The sequence below is a fragment of the Streptomyces sp. HUAS 15-9 genome (assembly GCF_025642155.1).
GTDB lineage: Bacteria > Actinomycetota > Actinomycetes > Streptomycetales > Streptomycetaceae > Streptomyces.
Genome location: NZ_CP106798.1, coordinates 115212 through 129833, shown reverse-complemented (window position 1 = coordinate 129833; position 14622 = coordinate 115212). Strand labels below are relative to the sequence as shown.

Sequence of the window (14622 nt, the reverse complement as noted above, 5' to 3'; positions counted from 1 at the left end):
AAGGGAGTGCCGTCCCAGACACGGAAGTAGTGGTGCATGCCTTCGATTCCTGCCCCTGCCGAAGACGACCCCCTCGTTTCGGAACAAGGGAGAGAGTTCACCGACGTCATCAGACTGACCTCGAAGAGCACCGGCAACAGTCGCGTCGCTGTCGGAAGTCCCGACACGAGAATCGGCGATCAGATCATCATCACTGCAGACCTCTTCCGTGATGGCCTTGCATACGGGACCGAGGCGGCGGTGTGCACGCGTGTGGCCGCGGACACCACCCACTGTGTGGGTACGTTCGCGCTTCCCCAGGGCCAGCTGACGTGGCAGCACATGCAGACCACCCCTGTCGGCACGCCGCCTGAGAACTTCTGCGTCGCCATCACCGGCGGCACCGGCCTGTACGCGGCAGCACGCGGCTTTGCCCGCATCGCCCACACCGCCCAGGCGGGCGGCGACCTGACCCTCTATCTCTCGTACTGACGGTCACTCGTTACCGCGAACCACGGTGACAGGGCAGTGTGCGTGATGCAGCAGGGCCTGGCTGACCGAGCCGAGCAGCAAGCCGGTGAAGCCACCACGTCCACGCGCGCCGGCCACGACCAACTGGGCGTTGTGGCTTGCCTCGATCAGGGCCGTGCGGATCCGGGAGCGCAACAGGCGCCGCTCCACGGTGACCTGGGGGTAGCGGCTCTGCCACGGGGACAGGGTCTCGTTCAGCAGTTGCTCTTCCTCCGCACGCAGCCGCTCGATGTCGACCACCATGTCCAACGGGCCGACGGGCCCTTCGTGGGCCGGCTCGTTCCAGGTGTTCCACACATGCAGGGCCAGCAGGTCCGCATCGCGCATGGCCGCCTCGGCGAAGGCGAACCCGAGGGCCTTCTCGCCCGCCGGTGAGCCGTCCACCGCCAGCAGCACCGGACCTGTCGGGTTCGGCCTGCCCCGCACCACGAGCACCGGACAGCGGCCATGGGCGGCCAGGTGCACGGCAGTGGAGCCGAGCAGCACGCTGCCGAACGCGCCCAGGCCGCGGCTGCCCACCACGACGAGCGAGGCGGTGCGCGACTCGATCTCCAGCACCATCAGCGGCTCGCCGACGGTGACCTCGCGGGTGATGTCCAGGTGCGGCGCGACCTCATGGGCCCGCTGTTCGGCCTTGTCCAGCGTGCCGTCCACCAGCTCACGCATTCCCGCCGCGGCAGGGGTCCAGGGCGACACACCGGGCGGTGGATGGATCGAGGGCCACCCGAAGGCGTGCACCAGTCGCAGGCCGGTCCCGCGCAGTGCGGCCTCGCGCGCCGCCGTCCCGACCGCGTCCAGGCTGGACGGCGAGCCGTCGACTCCGACCACTACCGGTTCAGTCATTGCCGCGCCTCCTTGTCGAACGGTTGCTGCTGCCTGCCTGTCCGGCTTCCCTTCCAGCCTCTGCCAACATGCCACGCGCCGCATCGGGCCGCACGGCTCGTCGGCCGAGTGGTCGGCGTTTCGCGCGTCGGCGACGAGGCGGTCTCGTTGCCGGGGTCCTCCGACCGCGCCGAAAGAGCCGGCCGGGTCCGGAGGTCTCCACCCCACGCACGCTCCGGGCACGCTCGGGCGCCGGACGCGTGGTGCCGCTGAAGCCACGCCCAACAGGGCGATCCTCAACCGGTCCTCCTCGGTCTCCTCCTCGGGAAGACCGCGACGCCGACCAGTACCGCATCAGCGAACACGTCCATCTGCTGCGCACCCCCGACCACACCGGCGAGGACATCAGCACCGTCGCCGGCACCGCCGAAGGCCCCGTCGTCCTCACCCACCTGTGGTGGCACGCCGAAGGCCCCGCCGATGACCCCTTCGCCACCGACCGCGGCCTGCTCGCCGACTCCCGCCGCGCGATCCTGGACCTGAAGCCCGTCTTGATCATCCCCGGCAACGGCACACCGTTCACCCCCGGTACCGACACCCCGGTCTGACTCACCCCGACCCGGTACTCAAACGGGCGTTGCGTTACGAACGGCCTGTCGGCGAGCAGATGGTCCCGGACGATGGGGACCTCGCGCTCGACGCGGCCCTTGCCGGTGGGGCGGTAGGCGGCCGGCACGTCGATGTCGAAGTCGTCATGGCCGACGAAGCCCACCGCCTCCGGATACAGCGGGACCGCTTCACCCGGCGCGACGTGCCGGCGGACGACGGTCTTGGCCCGGTCGTGGACGATCGACATCGGCACCCTGCCGTAGTGGACAAACGCCGGCCGGTGGCATGCGATGCCCAACTCCTCGGCGACCCGCAGGCGCCGAAGGGCCGGAGCGCTTCCCCCAGCGGAGTGTCACTGGCTGAGGCTACCCTCCAGGGATGGCTGATGCTTACGACTTCCTTCTCACCCTCGACCTGAGAGATGATCTGTCAGAGGACGAGGTCGCCGAGCTCCGATGGCACCTCGGCCTCGGACCGCAGCCTGAACGGCTCTGCATCATTACGGAGTTTCCCGAGGTGGTGCTCGACGACAACTCCAATCCGGTGCTGGATGACCAGGGCGAGTGGCGTGTGGAGAACGCTCCGTATCCGGTGCTGGCCCAACGGGGTCCGGCCTGGAGAATCGGCGGAGCGACGGTCTCGGAGCTGGCACGGCGAGAGAGCCCGCGTCCCGGGTGGGCGCTGACGACTCGCCAGGCGCTGCATCCCGACGATTTCGATAACGTCGACCAACTGCTCAGCTGGCTCGCTACCCATGCCGACTACGACCACGTCGACTTCGACGGCTCACCCAGAAGGGGAGGCTTCGGCCAATTCGTTGGGTATGAGCGCTTCTATGAGGATGACGTCATCACCAAACTGCTCGTGATCAAGGATGGTGAGATCGCCAGAGAGGGCTGAGGCGCTCCACCCGGGCCTGACTTGGGAGCATCAGCGCGTCCACGAGGCCCGCTGTCAAGCGGTACGCCCATGCAAACGTCCCACCCAGCCTATGCGTGACCGTCGGAGCGGGGACCGGCAATGTGCCGCCGGTGCAGGACGCAAGCAGGAGCTCGTGTTCACCGACCGAGTGCTGGTCACCCTGGCCCACCTGCGCACCCGGCTCCCGCACGCCGCGCTCGATCACGAGCGGCCGCGCCGGCCTCCCGCTCCTACGGCAACGCGTCATTCTGATCGCTTACTTGAGACCCCACCGCACAGGGCCGCCTCCCTGTGGTGATCACCGCCACCAAAATCTTGCCAGGGCCGCTCGGACGAGTACGTGGACACGGCGGTCCGGATCTGAACGAAACGGCCGTAGCGCGGCCTCAGCTCGCGAGGTTGATGAGCTCAGAGTGCCAGCCGTGGTCGCCGAGGCCGGTAACGACCTGAAGCTTCTTGATGTGCTTGGTGCCGGCGCTCGTGTACTTCGGTGTGGCAGTCCAGGTGGTAGTGCCGTCGAGCATGTTGGCCTCGGGACCGATGCGGCTGGCAGAAGGCTTGATGGCGAAGGCGGCGTTGAAGTTGGTGCCCTTGTGGCTCACCTTCTCACCCCTACCTGTGATCAGGTGCCTCCTGTCGGTCTCGTACGTCAGCTGGGTCGACACTGTGGTGACCGGGATGTTGAAGATGCGCTCCGCCGCCGTGACGGACAGGCTGATGACGGTGGAGTTCCCGGCCCGGCGAGCGGTGGCCGTCGTGCTGCTGGTGAAGGTGACATCGTTGTTGTAGCGGGTCGGCTTCATGGCGCGACCCGGGATGTCGCCGTCCTGCGCAGCGGTGAAGGCCTTGTAGACCTTCGCGTTCTGCAGGTAGCCGACGAATGCCTTCTGCTTGGCGGGCGTCAGCCTGTTGAATGCCTTGAGCGTAACGGAGGCTCCGGGGGTCCTGTTCAGCCAGCTCTTGTACTCGGCGACCGTCAGCTTGGCGGGCGCGGCGGTGGCGTGGCTGTCGGCGAATGCCTGACCGGTGCCGCCAAGAAGGGCGATGGACACAGCTGCGGCTATTCCGGATGCGGTGATGCCCTTGCGCATGGTGCTCTCTCTCCTCGTTGCGCGTGTTGCTCTCGTTGACGCGACGAACCTATGGGCGCGTCGAGGCCAAGCGGAATTGCCTTTTCGGGCTACGCCCCGCAGGGCAGTGCCCTTCAAGACATGTGTCGAGGAGTCCGGGCCTGCGGGGGTCTTACCTCATCTGTGGTGGTGACTGCCCATCCCCATCTCAAGTTTCTGAGTGGTCGACAAGTTCACTCACGGGGTAGGTTTCCCTCTGGCCGGTGATCACCGGCCGTAGATGCAACATGCCGGGCCGCAGTGCATGGGTGAGCGTGACCGCCTCACCCATCGGGCCACGGCTCGCAGAACGGGGAACCATGACCAGGTATCAGCGCGTGCTCTCTGCGGCGGGCCCACGTGCCGCCAGTGTCGCACTCTTCTTCGGTGGCACTGCACGATGCCGAGTACGACCACCTGGTCTCTCTGCCCCTGGGCGGTGATCCCAACGCCCCGCGGAACCTCTGGGCCCTGGGCACAGGCCGGGAGCGGGGCCGAACAACGACAAGGACGACGCAGGCCAGGCTCGCACGCGTCCCGCGTCGTACCGTCTCCTTCTGCCGTCGCCGGCGTTTGTGGTGCTCGGACTTCGGCGGGTGTCAAACAGGAACGCCAGGCGCTCGCCGGCACAGGTAGCGAGGCTGCGGCGTAGTTCCTGCGCGGACGACGTCTAACCGTCGGATCACCGCCGCGACGGCGTTCACATCGACGGAGCTCCGCTTCACTGAAGGACTCCCGACGATCGCCGGGCCATTTCATGTCCGGCGAGGTCCTCAGGCGCGCCGCCTCGCGCAGATGTGGCCGGGCTCTGCCCGAAGAGGCGATTGAGCCGGTAGGGCGCCACGCAGCTGCACCTGCATTTCAAGAATGCTCGAGAAAATGAGGAACAGATGGGTTTGACCCACATACGCAAAACTCTGAGTTCAGCAGGTGCGCTCGTCCTGGGCGCCACGCTCCTGACTGTCGTCGCGCACACCGCGTCGGCCGCGCCCTCCTCCCCTCAGCCTTCGAAGACACCCCAGGCGACACCGGGAACTGCGCAGAGCGCGGACAGCGGCGGCGCGTGGAGCAGTCTGGAGGCGGGGAAGTACTGGACGCCCGCACGGATGGCTGCAGCCCTGCCCGAGGGCCCCAAGCCGCAGCAGCCATCGGGAACGACCGCTCGCAGCGGCGTGAACGCCGGCGGCCTGAATGCCGTGCACTTCGGCGGAGTACGTACGGTGGGTACGTTCTTCAGTGTCGCCCAGGACCTCAGGGGCCGTTTCTGCTCGGCCAGCATCATCGACAGTCCGGGCAAGAACATCATCCTGACCGCCGGTCACTGCTCTTTCGGGTCCAAGGGGGTCTTCGTCCCCAAGTACGACGGCGCGGCCAGGAACAAGGCACCGTACGGCATGTTCCCCGTGCAGCGCTGGTTCCGGGACAACCGCTACATCAAGAACACCAAGGGCCCCTACTCCGACTTGGACTTCGCCTTCGCTCGAGTCGGCGCCAACTCCCAGCACAAGCAGGTGCAGCAGGCGGTCGGCGCAGCCCTCAAGCTCGGTTCGATCGGCGGCCAGTTCAGACAGAGCGTGACCGTCATCGGCTACCCGGGCGGCAGCCACAACCCGCAGAACCGGCCCATCATCTGCCCCGGCTCGGCGGGACAGCGCCTGACCACGAGCCGGCTGGCCGGCTACCAGCAGATGCGTATGGAGTGCGGCGGGTTCTGGGCCGGTACGTCCGGAAGCCCCTGGATCAAGGGATTCAATTCCGCCACCGGTACCGGCACCGTGATCGGCAACCTGGGCGGCTGGAACGGAGGCGGCCTGGAGGGCGGCCCGAACGTCGACCGGATCTCCTATGCGGCCACCTACGGCAAGCGGGCATTCGAGATTTTCGACGACGCCAAGCACAACCGCACCCCCAGGGAATATCACCGCGACTACTCCATCCAGCAGAACGGCGGCTCGACCTGGGTCCACGCCAAGCTCATGGCCACCGGTGACTACACCGGCGACGGCAACGCGGACATGATCGTCGTCTGGTCGGACGGCGAGGTCACCCTCTACCGCGGCAACGGCCGTGGCGGTTTCTCCGGTGAGACCCAACTTGCCGCGCCGAACACGACATGGGCCAACGCCCGCGCCATCACCGGCGGGGACTTCAGCGGAGGGAACCTGGCGGACCTGATTGTCGTCTGGGTGGACGGGGAGGTCACTTTGTACAAAGACGTGAGCCCCGTCAGCAAGTTCAGCACCGAGATACAGATGGAAAAGCCCAACGCAACGTGGAAGAACGCCAACCAGATCACTGCCGGCCGCTACACCGGCAACCAGTGGACCGACGATGTCATCGTGCGCTGGAGCGATGGTGAACTGACCCTCTACACCGATGTGGACGGGCGCGGATTCCTCGACGAGCACCAGCTGAAGAAGCCCAATGACACTTGGGAGCACGCCACGATCCTGACCGCGGGCAACTATGCGCAGGGCGCCAACTGGGACGTGATCGTCCGCTGGTCGGACGGCGAACTGTCCCTCTACACCGACACCAGCACCAACGGCATCGGCAGCGAGCACCAGATGCTCAAGCCCAACGCCTTGTGGCAGCACGCCGCAGTGATGACCGGGGGTTCCTACACCGGCAACGGGCGGCCCGACGATCTCCTCGTGCGCTGGTCGGACGGGGAGGTGTCCCTCTTCACCGACACCACCACCGTCGTTGGCAAGGAACACCAGCTCGTTCCCCCCAAGGTCCACTGACCGGAAAGAGGACCCATGCCACTCAAACGCGCCGGCGCGCTCACCGCCGCCTGCACCGCCGCACTCCTGGCCGCAGCCGGGACGGCCTCGGCCGACGGATCGAAGAATTCCATGCTGGCCGTCACCCAGCACTCGGCCACCGGCCACACCACCACGGCTGCCGCACCGCTGCGGCCGGGCGTGCGGGTCGACGTCACCGCCGATGTGCAGATCTTCGGGTTCAGCGCCGGAACCGAACGCCTCACCGTCGACTCCGAAGCCTTCACCGAGCCGGTCAAGCTCACCGAAGGCAAGTCCGACGCCCACGGCACCGGTCAGATCCGCTGCGGGCTGACACCCGGCACCTACGCTGTCGTCCTCAAGGGCCCCGGTGTCACCGCCGACGACGTCAAGAACGGATGGCGCACCAGCGTGCACGTCACGGCCGCCGACAGCCACGACTGCGCCCACGACAAACAGCAGGCAGCGCAGAACAGCCACCGCGACGGTGGGTCCAGCACGGCCGTCCTCGCCGGTGGAACCGCCGCAGGCCTCGCCGCCGTCGCCATCGGCCTGGTGGCCCTGCGCCGACGGCGCAACGCCAGGTAGATCTGGCGTCATCGGCCCGGACGCCGGCCCTACGTGCGCGGATTGTGCCGGCGTGCGCTGGGCCGGAGGTGCCACCGGTCGCTGCGGTTGGCCAGGACCTGCGGGGGACCGCCGACACGGTCCGCACATGGCGGTGGCGCGAAGGACGCCACCCACTCGGTGATCTGGTGGGCCCGGCTCGGGGACGAAGCCTACGGTGTGCTGGGAAGCCGGACCGTGACGAGGAGACCGCCGGCGGGGCGGGGGACGAGGTCGAGGGTCCCGTCGTGGGCGCGGACGATGCTGTGCACGATGGCCAGGCCGAGGCCGACGCCGGCGTGCTCGTCGGTGCGTACGCGTTTCATTCCGCGCTGGAAGGGTTCGGTGAGGGTCGGTACGAGTTCCGGTGGGAGCCGACGGCCCGTGTTCTCGACCCGCAGCACGCTGGTGTCGCCGTGCGCCTCGGTGCGGACCGTCACGGTCCCGCCGACGGGGAGATTGTGGACGATGGCGTTCTGGACGAGGTTCGTCACCATCCGCAGCAGGAGCTCAGCGGAGCCGCGGGTTGGGGCGGCCCCGCCGGTGACGTCGAGCGTGATCCGGCGCTGTTCGGCGAGGGGAAGCAGTGTTTCGGCGGCTTCTTCGGCGATGAGGGAGAGATCGACGCTCTCGCGGGCGAAGTTTCCGCGGTCGCCGCGGCTGAGCAACAGGAGGGCCTCGGTGAGGTCGATCGCCCGCGTATTGACAGCGTGCAGGCGTTCGATGAGTTCGTTTCGGTCCCGCGTGGGGTCCTTGCGGGCGACGTCGAGGAGCGCCCGCGAGATCGCCAGGGGGGTGCGCAGTTCGTGGGAGGCGTTCGCGGCGAACCTCTGCTGCTCGGCGACGTGGGACTCAAGCCGTTCGAGCATCGAGTCGAACGCGTCGGAGAGTTCGCGGAGTTCGTCCTGGCGGCCCTTCATACGGATCCGGTGGGACAGCGACCCGTTCCCGGCCATCCGTGCCGCATCCGTGATCAGTATGAGTGGCGCGAGCATCCGGCCGGCGAGGATCCACCCTCCGACGAGGCCGAACACAAGGAGGAAGGCCATCGCCATGGCCGCGGCGGGGGCGAAGGTCCGCATCAGAAGGTAGCGGTTGGGTGAGATCCCGAGCAGGCCCTGGCTGTTGTCGGGTACGTAGCGCAGCGGGAACATCCACACCACCGCGAGCAGGAGAGCACCCGCGACGAGGAGGAATCCGACATAGCTGAGGGTGAGCTTCAGCCGGGCGCTGAGCCCTGGGCGTCTATGCATGCGCACAGCCGGGGTTGGTGGTGTCCATTGTGGCGTCGATCCGGTAGCCGACACCGGGCACCGTGGCGATGATCCATGGTTCGCCGAGCCGTTTGCGCAGCGCGGAGACGGTGATGCGCACGGCGTTGGTGAGGGGGTCGGCGTTCCCGTCCCAGGCCCGTTCCAGCAACTCTTCGGCGCTGACGACCCCGCCCTCGGCGGCGACGAGGACTTCAAGGACGGCGAACTGCTTACGGGTCAGCGCGACGTAGCGTCCGTCGCGGAAGACCTCCCGGCGGAAGGGGTCGAGCCGCAGGCCCGCGATCTCGCGGACCGGGGGCCGGGCGTACGCGCGTCTGCGGTCGAGCGCCCGCAGCCGCAGGACGAGCTCCCGCAGCTCGAACGGTTTGGTGAGGTAGTCGTCGGCGCCGAGCTCGAACCCGGACGCCTTGTCGTCGATCCGGTCGGCAGCGGTGAGCATGAGGATCGGGATGCCGCTGCCGGAGGCGACGATGCGCCGGGCGACCTCGTCACCGGAGGGGCCGGGGATGTCACGGTCGAGGACCGCGAGGTCGTAGGAGTTGACGCCGAGCAGTTCCAGGGCGGAGTCGCCGTCGCCGGCGATGTCGGCGGCGATCGCCTCCAGCCGCAGACCGTCACGGACGGCTTCGGCCAGGTAGGGCTCGTCCTCCACGATCAGTACACGCATGTCCGAAGCCTAAGCAGCACGACATATCGCCGACGTATGAAAGACGCGCGCACACCGGACACGCGGCTCAGCCTGCCGGTGCCGGCGCGGGGCGAGGCTGGTCCGACGGAGCTTTCGCCGCAGTGCGCCACCAGCGGCGCGACGCCAGCGCGGCCAGTACGGCGCCCGCGGCGTTGACCAGTACGTCGTCCACGGAGGAGACCCGGTCCAGCCGCAGGACGTACTGTGCGGTCTCGACCAGGGCCGAGCAGCCCGCCCCGAGCGCCAGGACACGCGGCACGGACGCCAGCGCCGCGAACCGCATCGGGGCGAAGAACCCCAGCGCCGCGAAGATCAGCAGGTTGCCGACGATCCCGACCGGACCCATCGTGACCAGGTCCCGCAGCGGTACCAGGCTCACCCGGGCAGGGACGGTGCCGGCCCCGCCGCCCGGCATCATGGTCAACCATATGAGGGGCACCGTCCCGTGGACCATGCCCACCTCGGCCAGCGACAGCCGCCAGGGCGATGTGACGCCGACGGCACGTCGACGACGCGCCAGAGCCCACACCACCAGCGCGGCCAACGGCAGCGTGACCAGCGTCATGAGCACCACACCGTTGAACGTGTCGAAGCAGCCGTGCCACCGCCCGGCCATGCACATCGGAGCGGACATCATGAGCGGCCGCCGCACGACGAACACGGCGCTCGCCATGCCGAGGATCGCCAGGCCGAGGAGCACGATCCTGCGCGTGCGGCGAGGCGGTGCCGACAGGGATGCGTTGTGGGTCATGCCCCCATTGGAGTCGGCGGGCCGTTGCGGTGGCGTATGCGATTTTCGATACGCCCGCGATACATGGAATCCGCGGCAGCTAGGAACTGGTGCAAGCCGGCAGTGAGATGGTCCCGCCGCTGGTGATCACGCCGGCTCAGCTCAGGAGTAGTCGGCTCTCTCGTCCATGCAGGACACCTGCACCGATTGATCCGAACCATGAGACCGGACGCCCGCTCGACCGTGCGTGGGAGCTGTCCGCACCGGAGGCGGCTTGGTTCACGACCTGGGGGACTGGCGCATGTCGAGGTAGCAGCGGAGCCTGACTCCGGGGTGCCCGGGGGTCCGGCTCGTGCGTTCTACGGTGGTAATGGCCCAGATCGCGGCAAGTGCGGCGTGAAAGGCGAACGCGGTCTGGTCATCGGCGGCAGAGATACTGCGAACTGCGCAGTCCCTCGACCTTGCCGGCCAGCTTCAGCAGGTGGGTATCGGTGAATCCGTCCACACTCTCGTCGGGCTGGTTCGCGTACAGCACGGCGTGGTACTCGGTGAACTTCCCCGCCGCCAGCGCGGCACGCAGCGCGTTGACCGCTCTCTTCGAGCCGGAGCCACCGAGCCGGCCGTCGAGGAAGGAGGCCACGGTGCATTCGGTCTTGGCCTTCCGCTGCACAGTTGCGTCCTGCAGCTCGGGGGCACCGCCAGTGGTCTCGAACTGCCTACAGTACGGGCAGCGCGGATCCTCGTACAGATGCACCGTGAGCGACGCCTCCGGATCGCCCACCATGATGGTCGTGCCGTCCGCCCCGAGCTTTTCCGGCAGCTTCTCCATGCCGGCGTAGGGCATTTTCGGCTTCGCGGGAACATGCCGCTGACCGCACCCCACAAGCGCCAGAACTGCCACTGCGCACACGGCGGCGAACCGTCCCCCATGCCTCACCTGACTCCACCCCTCCATGCGCACGAAGAACGCACACGCATTGATCTGGGGAGGAGCGCGCAGGCACTGAGGCGCGCCACAGCAGCCCGTCTCCGACGCGCTCCTGCCAGCAGGTTGCGCCGGCTGGGGTGATGGTGACCGGCGAGCCGGAGCAGTCCGGCATCGGGAAACTCGCGTGCGTCACGGTCCCTGTCCCGCTACCGTCCTTGCTGTGCAGGTGCGCAGGCTGCGGCTACTTCGCCTCTCAAGCGGGAAACGCGGGTTCGAATCCCGCTGCCGGTGTCACACCGGTGTCGTCCAGCGGCCCAGGACGCCTACAGTGCGCCGCCGCCGACCCTGAACTCTGCACACCGAAGGCACGAGCCGCCCGCCACGGGGGAATTCAGGCGGGCGGCTTCGCCATACCCAGCCTGCCCAGCCCCCATCGAGGACGCGACAGCGCCGAGATACACGACAGGGCGGACCCACAACCGCCCTGGCTGTGCCGCACATCCTGCGCGAGAGGAGCACCCTGTGCCGCCGCACCCTGACCGAGCGCGGAGCCGGCACCCACTACCAGGACGCCCGCTGCCACCTCTTTGAGAAGGTCAGCGGCCTGCCCCACACGCGTATGCCCGACCTATCGCGCCACAGCGTCCACGTCACCGGTGTGGACAAAGCTCTCCGGCCGCGTAGGCCCGCGGCCCGATGCAGGGCGAGTGATCCCGGGATCGCACCGGATGAAAGGCGTCTCGGCCCAGCTCGGCGCGCTATCCCGTCAGCGTCGGCTTCTTCGGCCCGTACGGCCCCGAGGTGCGCGATCCTGGAGACATGCAGATCGAGGTTCTGGTCGTACCGGACTGCCCCCACCAGCAGCTTGCCGAGGAACGGCTGCGGCAGGCCCTGGATGCCGTCGGCCTGGCCGCCAGTAGCTTCACCACGCGGGTGGTCGGCGATCAGGCCGAGGCCGAACGATCCGGCTTCACCGGTTCGCCGACGATCCTGATCGACGGCCGTGACCCGTTCGCCGAACCGGGAGCTCCGCCGTCGCTGGCCTGCCGGCTCTACCGCACCCCCAGTGGCATGGCCGGCGTGCCCGAGGTCGGCCGGCTCCAGGAGGCCCTGCGCGCAGCAGCCGACACGGGCGGCGGAGTGTAAGCGTGATCACGGTCCGGTCGGTGGTCGGCGCTCCAGCGTCGCGGTATGGGCCATGAGGATGGCGTCGGAGGCGACGGGTCATGATGCGGGCTGTGTGGAACGGCACCGTGCTTGCGGAGGCTGAGCAGACCGTCGTGGTGGAGGGGAACCATTACTTCCCGCCCGAGTCGCTGCACCGTGAGTACCTCACCGAGAGCCGGGCCAGGTCGCTGTGCTTCTGGAAGGGGCTCGCCCGCTACTACACCGTGACCGCCGGTGGACGGGCCAACAGGAACGCGGCCTGGTACTACCCGCATCCCAGCCCGCTGGCCAGGAAGATCAAGAATCACGTCGCCTTCTGGAACGGCGTCGTGGTCGGGGAAGTCACCCCGCGGGTGAGTCGGTGAGTGCCGCGCGCGGTCTGCGCGTGGCGGCCTGGGCCGGCGGTGTGGGCGGCGCGCCGGCCGCGGCCTACCTGGGCCTGGTGACGGGTGCTGTCCCGGTCGATGTGGGCGTGGGCCGCCGGACCCGGCCGCTGGGCCCGCAAACCGTCACTGACGCCGCCCCTCGGGAGACGGTGTTCGACGTGATGACCCGGCCGTATCCGGGCCGCACGCCGCGAGCGATGCACGAGAAGCTGCACGTGCTGGAACGCGGCAGTGACCTGGTGCTGGCCGAGCACTACACACCCATCGCGGGCGGGGCGGATGAAAGCGAGGACAGTGGAAACGGTCCGCTTCACCCGGCCCGAGCGGATCGACTTCCGGCTGGTGCGCGGCCCGGTGCCGCACGTGACCGAGTCCTTCGTCCTTGAGGAGACCGGGACGAGGACGCGGCTCGTGTACGAGGGCGAGCTGGGCACCGACCTGTGGCGGCTCGGCCAGTGGTGGGGCACGGCGGTGGCCGCCCGCTGGGAGGCCGCGGTCGCAGCCTCGCTCGCCTCGGTCAAGGCCGAGGCCGAACGACGCGCCGCATCTTGCCGGTGAACGTACGGCCGGTTCGGTGAGCGTGCTTACAGTTCCCGCCCCTCCGGCGGCCGTAGCGTCGCGCACACCTCTCGGAGCAGGAGATGGACGCCATCGCCGCCGCGGCCCCCATGAAGACCTACACCGCCGGGGAGATCCTCCACTCCCCGGCCCAGCCGTCCGAGGTGCTGTTCATCCTGAAACGCGGCCGGGTCCGCATCTTCCGTGTCTCCGCCGACGGCCGCGCTCTGACCTGCGCGATCATCAGCCCCGGCACGATCTTCGGCGAGATGGCCCTGCTCGGCCAGCGCATGTACGACAACTTCGCCGAGGCCCTCGACGACGTCACCGTGTGCGTGATGAGCCACGCCGACGTGCAGAAGTTCCTGCTGTCCGACGCGCGTATCGCGGCCCGCATCACCGAGATCCTCGGCCGCCGCCTCGCCGACCTCGAACAACGCCTCTCCGACACCGTCTTCAAGTCCGTACCCCAGCGCATCGCCACCACCCTGACCACCCTCGCCACCCGCACCGACACCCCTGCGGGCAAGCTTCGGCCGGGCACGCGCCACCCCCAGATCGCCTTACCCACGAACAGCTCGCCGCCCTGGCCGGCACCTCCCGCGAAACCACGACCAAAGTGTTGCGCGAGTTCGCCGACCGCGGCCTGCTCCGCCTTGCCCGCGGCCGCATCACCGTCCTGGAGCCGGCCCGCCTCCTCGACGAAGCCGGATGACCCTTCATGGCACAGACCCCCGCAACGGTGGCGCCGCCGGAGGCCACCGAGGCGGGGCGTGGTGGCCCACCCGGACTTCCCGGCAGCATCGAGGGGCCCCTCTGGGGATGCGATGATTGGGGCATGGGACGACAGAGGACCAAGCCGGCCCCGACGCCGCCGACCACAACGCGTGGTCGGCGCACCCGTGACGCACTGATCCTTGCGGGGCGGGACGTCCTGGAGCAGCAGGGTTGGTCCGCTTTCAGTCCTGAAGCGGTGGCGCAGGCGGCAGGCGTCTCGTACGGGACGTTCTATACGTACTTCGAGTCCCGGGACGATCTGCTGCACCATGTCGTCCGATCGGTCGCGGGTGAGATGTTGGCTTCGAGTCTGGTGTCACCGGACGTCGGGGACGACCCGTACGCGAAGCTCGTGGAGTCGAACCGCCTCTACCTCCGCGCCTGGGACAAGGCGTCGAAGGTGCTGCGGCTCGTGGATCAGGGCGCGGCCGCGGACGAGGCCCTGCGGCAGATCGTCCTCGAGATCCGGGAGTTCTACGTCAGCCGTGCCACCAAGGGCCTGAGGCGACTGCAGGACGCGGGGCTGGCGAATCCGGACCTGGACGCGCGGCTGACGGCCCTGGCGCTGGGGTCGATGGTCGAGCAGGTCGCCCACGCACGGTCCTCCGTGGAAGACCCCTTCGACGAGGACACCGTCGTCGATCACCTGTCGCGGCTGTGGGCGTCTGCCATCGGATTGCGGGGCGCGCCGGACGAGGGGTGGGCCGCTCGAGCCCGTGCGTCAGCAGGTACGGCGTCCAGCTGACGCAGGTAGGCGGCCGAGGCAAGGCGTTCATGCCGACAGGCGGCA

General features: G+C 68.6%; 17 protein-coding genes and 1 pseudogene. 11 read left to right on the top strand and 7 right to left on the bottom strand.

Annotated features, from left to right (window positions below):
• The first annotated feature begins 36 nt into the window (after nucleotides 1–36).
• Nucleotides 37–471, top strand: coding sequence for a hypothetical protein (locus N8I87_RS00630; RefSeq protein ID WP_263204699.1), 435 nt, complete (start codon nucleotides 37–39; stop codon nucleotides 469–471).
• 3 nt (nucleotides 472–474) lie between these two features.
• Here the strand turns inward: N8I87_RS00630 and N8I87_RS00625 are convergent, their stop codons facing one another.
• Entirely contained in the window at nucleotides 475–1353 is an 879-nt protein-coding gene (locus N8I87_RS00625; protein WP_263204698.1) for a universal stress protein, read from the bottom strand.
• A 242-nt stretch (nucleotides 1354–1595) separates the two neighbouring features.
• On the opposite strand from N8I87_RS00625, the gene N8I87_RS00620 reads away from it, so the two are divergent.
• Together N8I87_RS00620 and N8I87_RS00610 are read left to right on the top strand one after the other, a co-directional pair.
• Nucleotides 1596–1940 (top strand): MBL fold metallo-hydrolase, encoded by a 345-nt coding sequence (locus tag N8I87_RS00620; RefSeq protein ID WP_263216971.1) that lies wholly within the window; start codon nucleotides 1596–1598, stop codon nucleotides 1938–1940.
• A 379-nt stretch (nucleotides 1941–2319) separates the two neighbouring features.
• Nucleotides 2320–2841 carry a hypothetical protein gene (locus tag N8I87_RS00610; RefSeq protein ID WP_263204697.1) on the top strand — a complete coding sequence of 174 codons (522 nt, stop codon included), beginning with the start codon at nucleotides 2320–2322 and terminating at the stop codon, nucleotides 2839–2841.
• A 407-nt stretch (nucleotides 2842–3248) separates the two neighbouring features.
• Here the strand turns inward: N8I87_RS00610 and N8I87_RS00605 are convergent, their stop codons facing one another.
• A complete protein-coding gene (locus tag N8I87_RS00605) occupies nucleotides 3249–3953 on the bottom strand; it encodes a hypothetical protein (protein ID WP_263204696.1) in 705 nt (234 codons plus the stop codon).
• A 1124-nt stretch (nucleotides 3954–5077) separates the two neighbouring features.
• On the opposite strand from N8I87_RS00605, the gene N8I87_RS00600 reads away from it, so the two are divergent.
• Nucleotides 5078–6718, top strand: a complete 1641-nt coding sequence (locus N8I87_RS00600; protein WP_263204695.1) for a trypsin-like serine peptidase — start codon at nucleotides 5078–5080, stop codon at nucleotides 6716–6718.
• A gap of 15 nt (nucleotides 6719–6733) precedes the next feature.
• Complete coding sequence (locus tag N8I87_RS00595) at nucleotides 6734–7306, top strand: hypothetical protein (RefSeq protein ID WP_263204694.1); 573 nt, start codon at nucleotides 6734–6736, stop codon at nucleotides 7304–7306.
• A gap of 191 nt (nucleotides 7307–7497) precedes the next feature.
• Here the strand turns inward: N8I87_RS00595 and N8I87_RS00590 are convergent, their stop codons facing one another.
• From N8I87_RS00590 to N8I87_RS00570, 5 genes are all read right to left on the bottom strand, one after another.
• The gene (locus N8I87_RS00590; RefSeq protein WP_263204693.1) at nucleotides 7498–8577 is read right to left on the bottom strand and encodes a sensor histidine kinase; all 1080 of its coding nucleotides are present in this window, start codon (nucleotides 8575–8577) and stop codon (nucleotides 7498–7500) included.
• Nucleotides 8570–9265 carry a response regulator transcription factor gene (locus N8I87_RS00585; protein ID WP_263204692.1) on the bottom strand — a complete coding sequence of 232 codons (696 nt, stop codon included), beginning with the start codon at nucleotides 9263–9265 and terminating at the stop codon, nucleotides 8570–8572. Before N8I87_RS00585 ends, N8I87_RS00590 begins: the two co-directional genes overlap by 8 nt.
• Nucleotides 9266–9332: 67 nt before the next feature.
• A complete protein-coding gene (locus N8I87_RS00580) occupies nucleotides 9333–10037 on the bottom strand; it encodes a VanZ family protein (RefSeq protein ID WP_263204691.1) in 705 nt (234 codons plus the stop codon).
• 258 nt (nucleotides 10038–10295) lie between these two features.
• Nucleotides 10296–10397, bottom strand: coding sequence for a DUF6207 family protein (locus N8I87_RS00575; protein ID WP_263216246.1), 102 nt, complete (start codon nucleotides 10395–10397; stop codon nucleotides 10296–10298).
• Between the two features lie 37 nt (nucleotides 10398–10434).
• The gene (locus N8I87_RS00570; RefSeq protein ID WP_317633433.1) at nucleotides 10435–10860 is read right to left on the bottom strand and encodes a thioredoxin domain-containing protein; all 426 of its coding nucleotides are present in this window, start codon (nucleotides 10858–10860) and stop codon (nucleotides 10435–10437) included.
• A 903-nt stretch (nucleotides 10861–11763) separates the two neighbouring features.
• Here N8I87_RS00570 and N8I87_RS00565 point away from each other — a divergent pair.
• From N8I87_RS00565 to N8I87_RS00540, 6 genes and pseudogenes are all read left to right on the top strand, one after another.
• Nucleotides 11764–12090 carry a DsbA family protein gene (locus tag N8I87_RS00565; RefSeq protein ID WP_263204690.1) on the top strand — a complete coding sequence of 109 codons (327 nt, stop codon included), beginning with the start codon at nucleotides 11764–11766 and terminating at the stop codon, nucleotides 12088–12090.
• Nucleotides 12091–12170: 80 nt separating this feature from the next.
• Nucleotides 12171–12476, top strand: coding sequence for a DUF427 domain-containing protein (locus tag N8I87_RS00560; protein WP_263204689.1), 306 nt, complete (start codon nucleotides 12171–12173; stop codon nucleotides 12474–12476).
• 300 nt (nucleotides 12477–12776) lie between these two features.
• A complete protein-coding gene (locus tag N8I87_RS00555) occupies nucleotides 12777–13055 on the top strand; it encodes a hypothetical protein (RefSeq protein WP_263204688.1) in 279 nt (92 codons plus the stop codon).
• 83 nt (nucleotides 13056–13138) lie between these two features.
• A pseudogene (locus tag N8I87_RS00550) lies at nucleotides 13139–13369 on the top strand (Crp/Fnr family transcriptional regulator); the annotation flags it as partial.
• Between the two features lie 17 nt (nucleotides 13370–13386).
• Entirely contained in the window at nucleotides 13387–13770 is a 384-nt protein-coding gene (locus tag N8I87_RS43945; RefSeq protein ID WP_317633549.1) for a helix-turn-helix domain-containing protein, read from the top strand.
• Nucleotides 13771–13893: 123 nt separating this feature from the next.
• The gene (locus N8I87_RS00540; RefSeq protein ID WP_263204687.1) at nucleotides 13894–14577 is read left to right on the top strand and encodes a TetR/AcrR family transcriptional regulator; all 684 of its coding nucleotides are present in this window, start codon (nucleotides 13894–13896) and stop codon (nucleotides 14575–14577) included.
• The last annotated feature ends 45 nt before the right edge of the window (nucleotides 14578–14622 follow it).

Bases quoted from the DNA above. Each gene is read 5' to 3' on its own strand.
- N8I87_RS00630 (WP_263204699.1), top strand. From the start codon at position 37: ATGCCTTCGATTCCTGCCCCTGCCGAAGACGACCCCCTCGTTTCGGAA.
- N8I87_RS00625 (WP_263204698.1), bottom strand. From the start codon at position 1,353: ATGACTGAACCGGTAGTGGTCGGAGTCGACGGCTCGCCGTCCAGCCTG.
- N8I87_RS00610 (WP_263204697.1), top strand. From the start codon at position 2,320: ATGGCTGATGCTTACGACTTCCTTCTCACCCTCGACCTGAGAGATGAT.
- N8I87_RS00605 (WP_263204696.1), bottom strand. From the start codon at position 3,953: ATGCGCAAGGGCATCACCGCATCCGGAATAGCCGCAGCTGTGTCCATC.
- N8I87_RS00600 (WP_263204695.1), top strand. From the start codon at position 5,078: ATGGCTGCAGCCCTGCCCGAGGGCCCCAAGCCGCAGCAGCCATCGGGA.
- N8I87_RS00595 (WP_263204694.1), top strand. From the start codon at position 6,734: ATGCCACTCAAACGCGCCGGCGCGCTCACCGCCGCCTGCACCGCCGCA.
- N8I87_RS00590 (WP_263204693.1), bottom strand. From the start codon at position 8,577: ATGCATAGACGCCCAGGGCTCAGCGCCCGGCTGAAGCTCACCCTCAGC.
- N8I87_RS00585 (WP_263204692.1), bottom strand. From the start codon at position 9,265: ATGCGTGTACTGATCGTGGAGGACGAGCCCTACCTGGCCGAAGCCGTC.
- N8I87_RS00580 (WP_263204691.1), bottom strand. From the start codon at position 10,037: ATGACCCACAACGCATCCCTGTCGGCACCGCCTCGCCGCACGCGCAGG.
- N8I87_RS00570 (WP_317633433.1), bottom strand. From the start codon at position 10,860: ATGCCCTACGCCGGCATGGAGAAGCTGCCGGAAAAGCTCGGGGCGGAC.
- N8I87_RS00565 (WP_263204690.1), top strand. From the start codon at position 11,764: ATGCAGATCGAGGTTCTGGTCGTACCGGACTGCCCCCACCAGCAGCTT.
- N8I87_RS00560 (WP_263204689.1), top strand. From the start codon at position 12,171: ATGATGCGGGCTGTGTGGAACGGCACCGTGCTTGCGGAGGCTGAGCAG.
- N8I87_RS00555 (WP_263204688.1), top strand. From the start codon at position 12,777: ATGAAAGCGAGGACAGTGGAAACGGTCCGCTTCACCCGGCCCGAGCGG.
- N8I87_RS00540 (WP_263204687.1), top strand. From the start codon at position 13,894: ATGGGACGACAGAGGACCAAGCCGGCCCCGACGCCGCCGACCACAACG.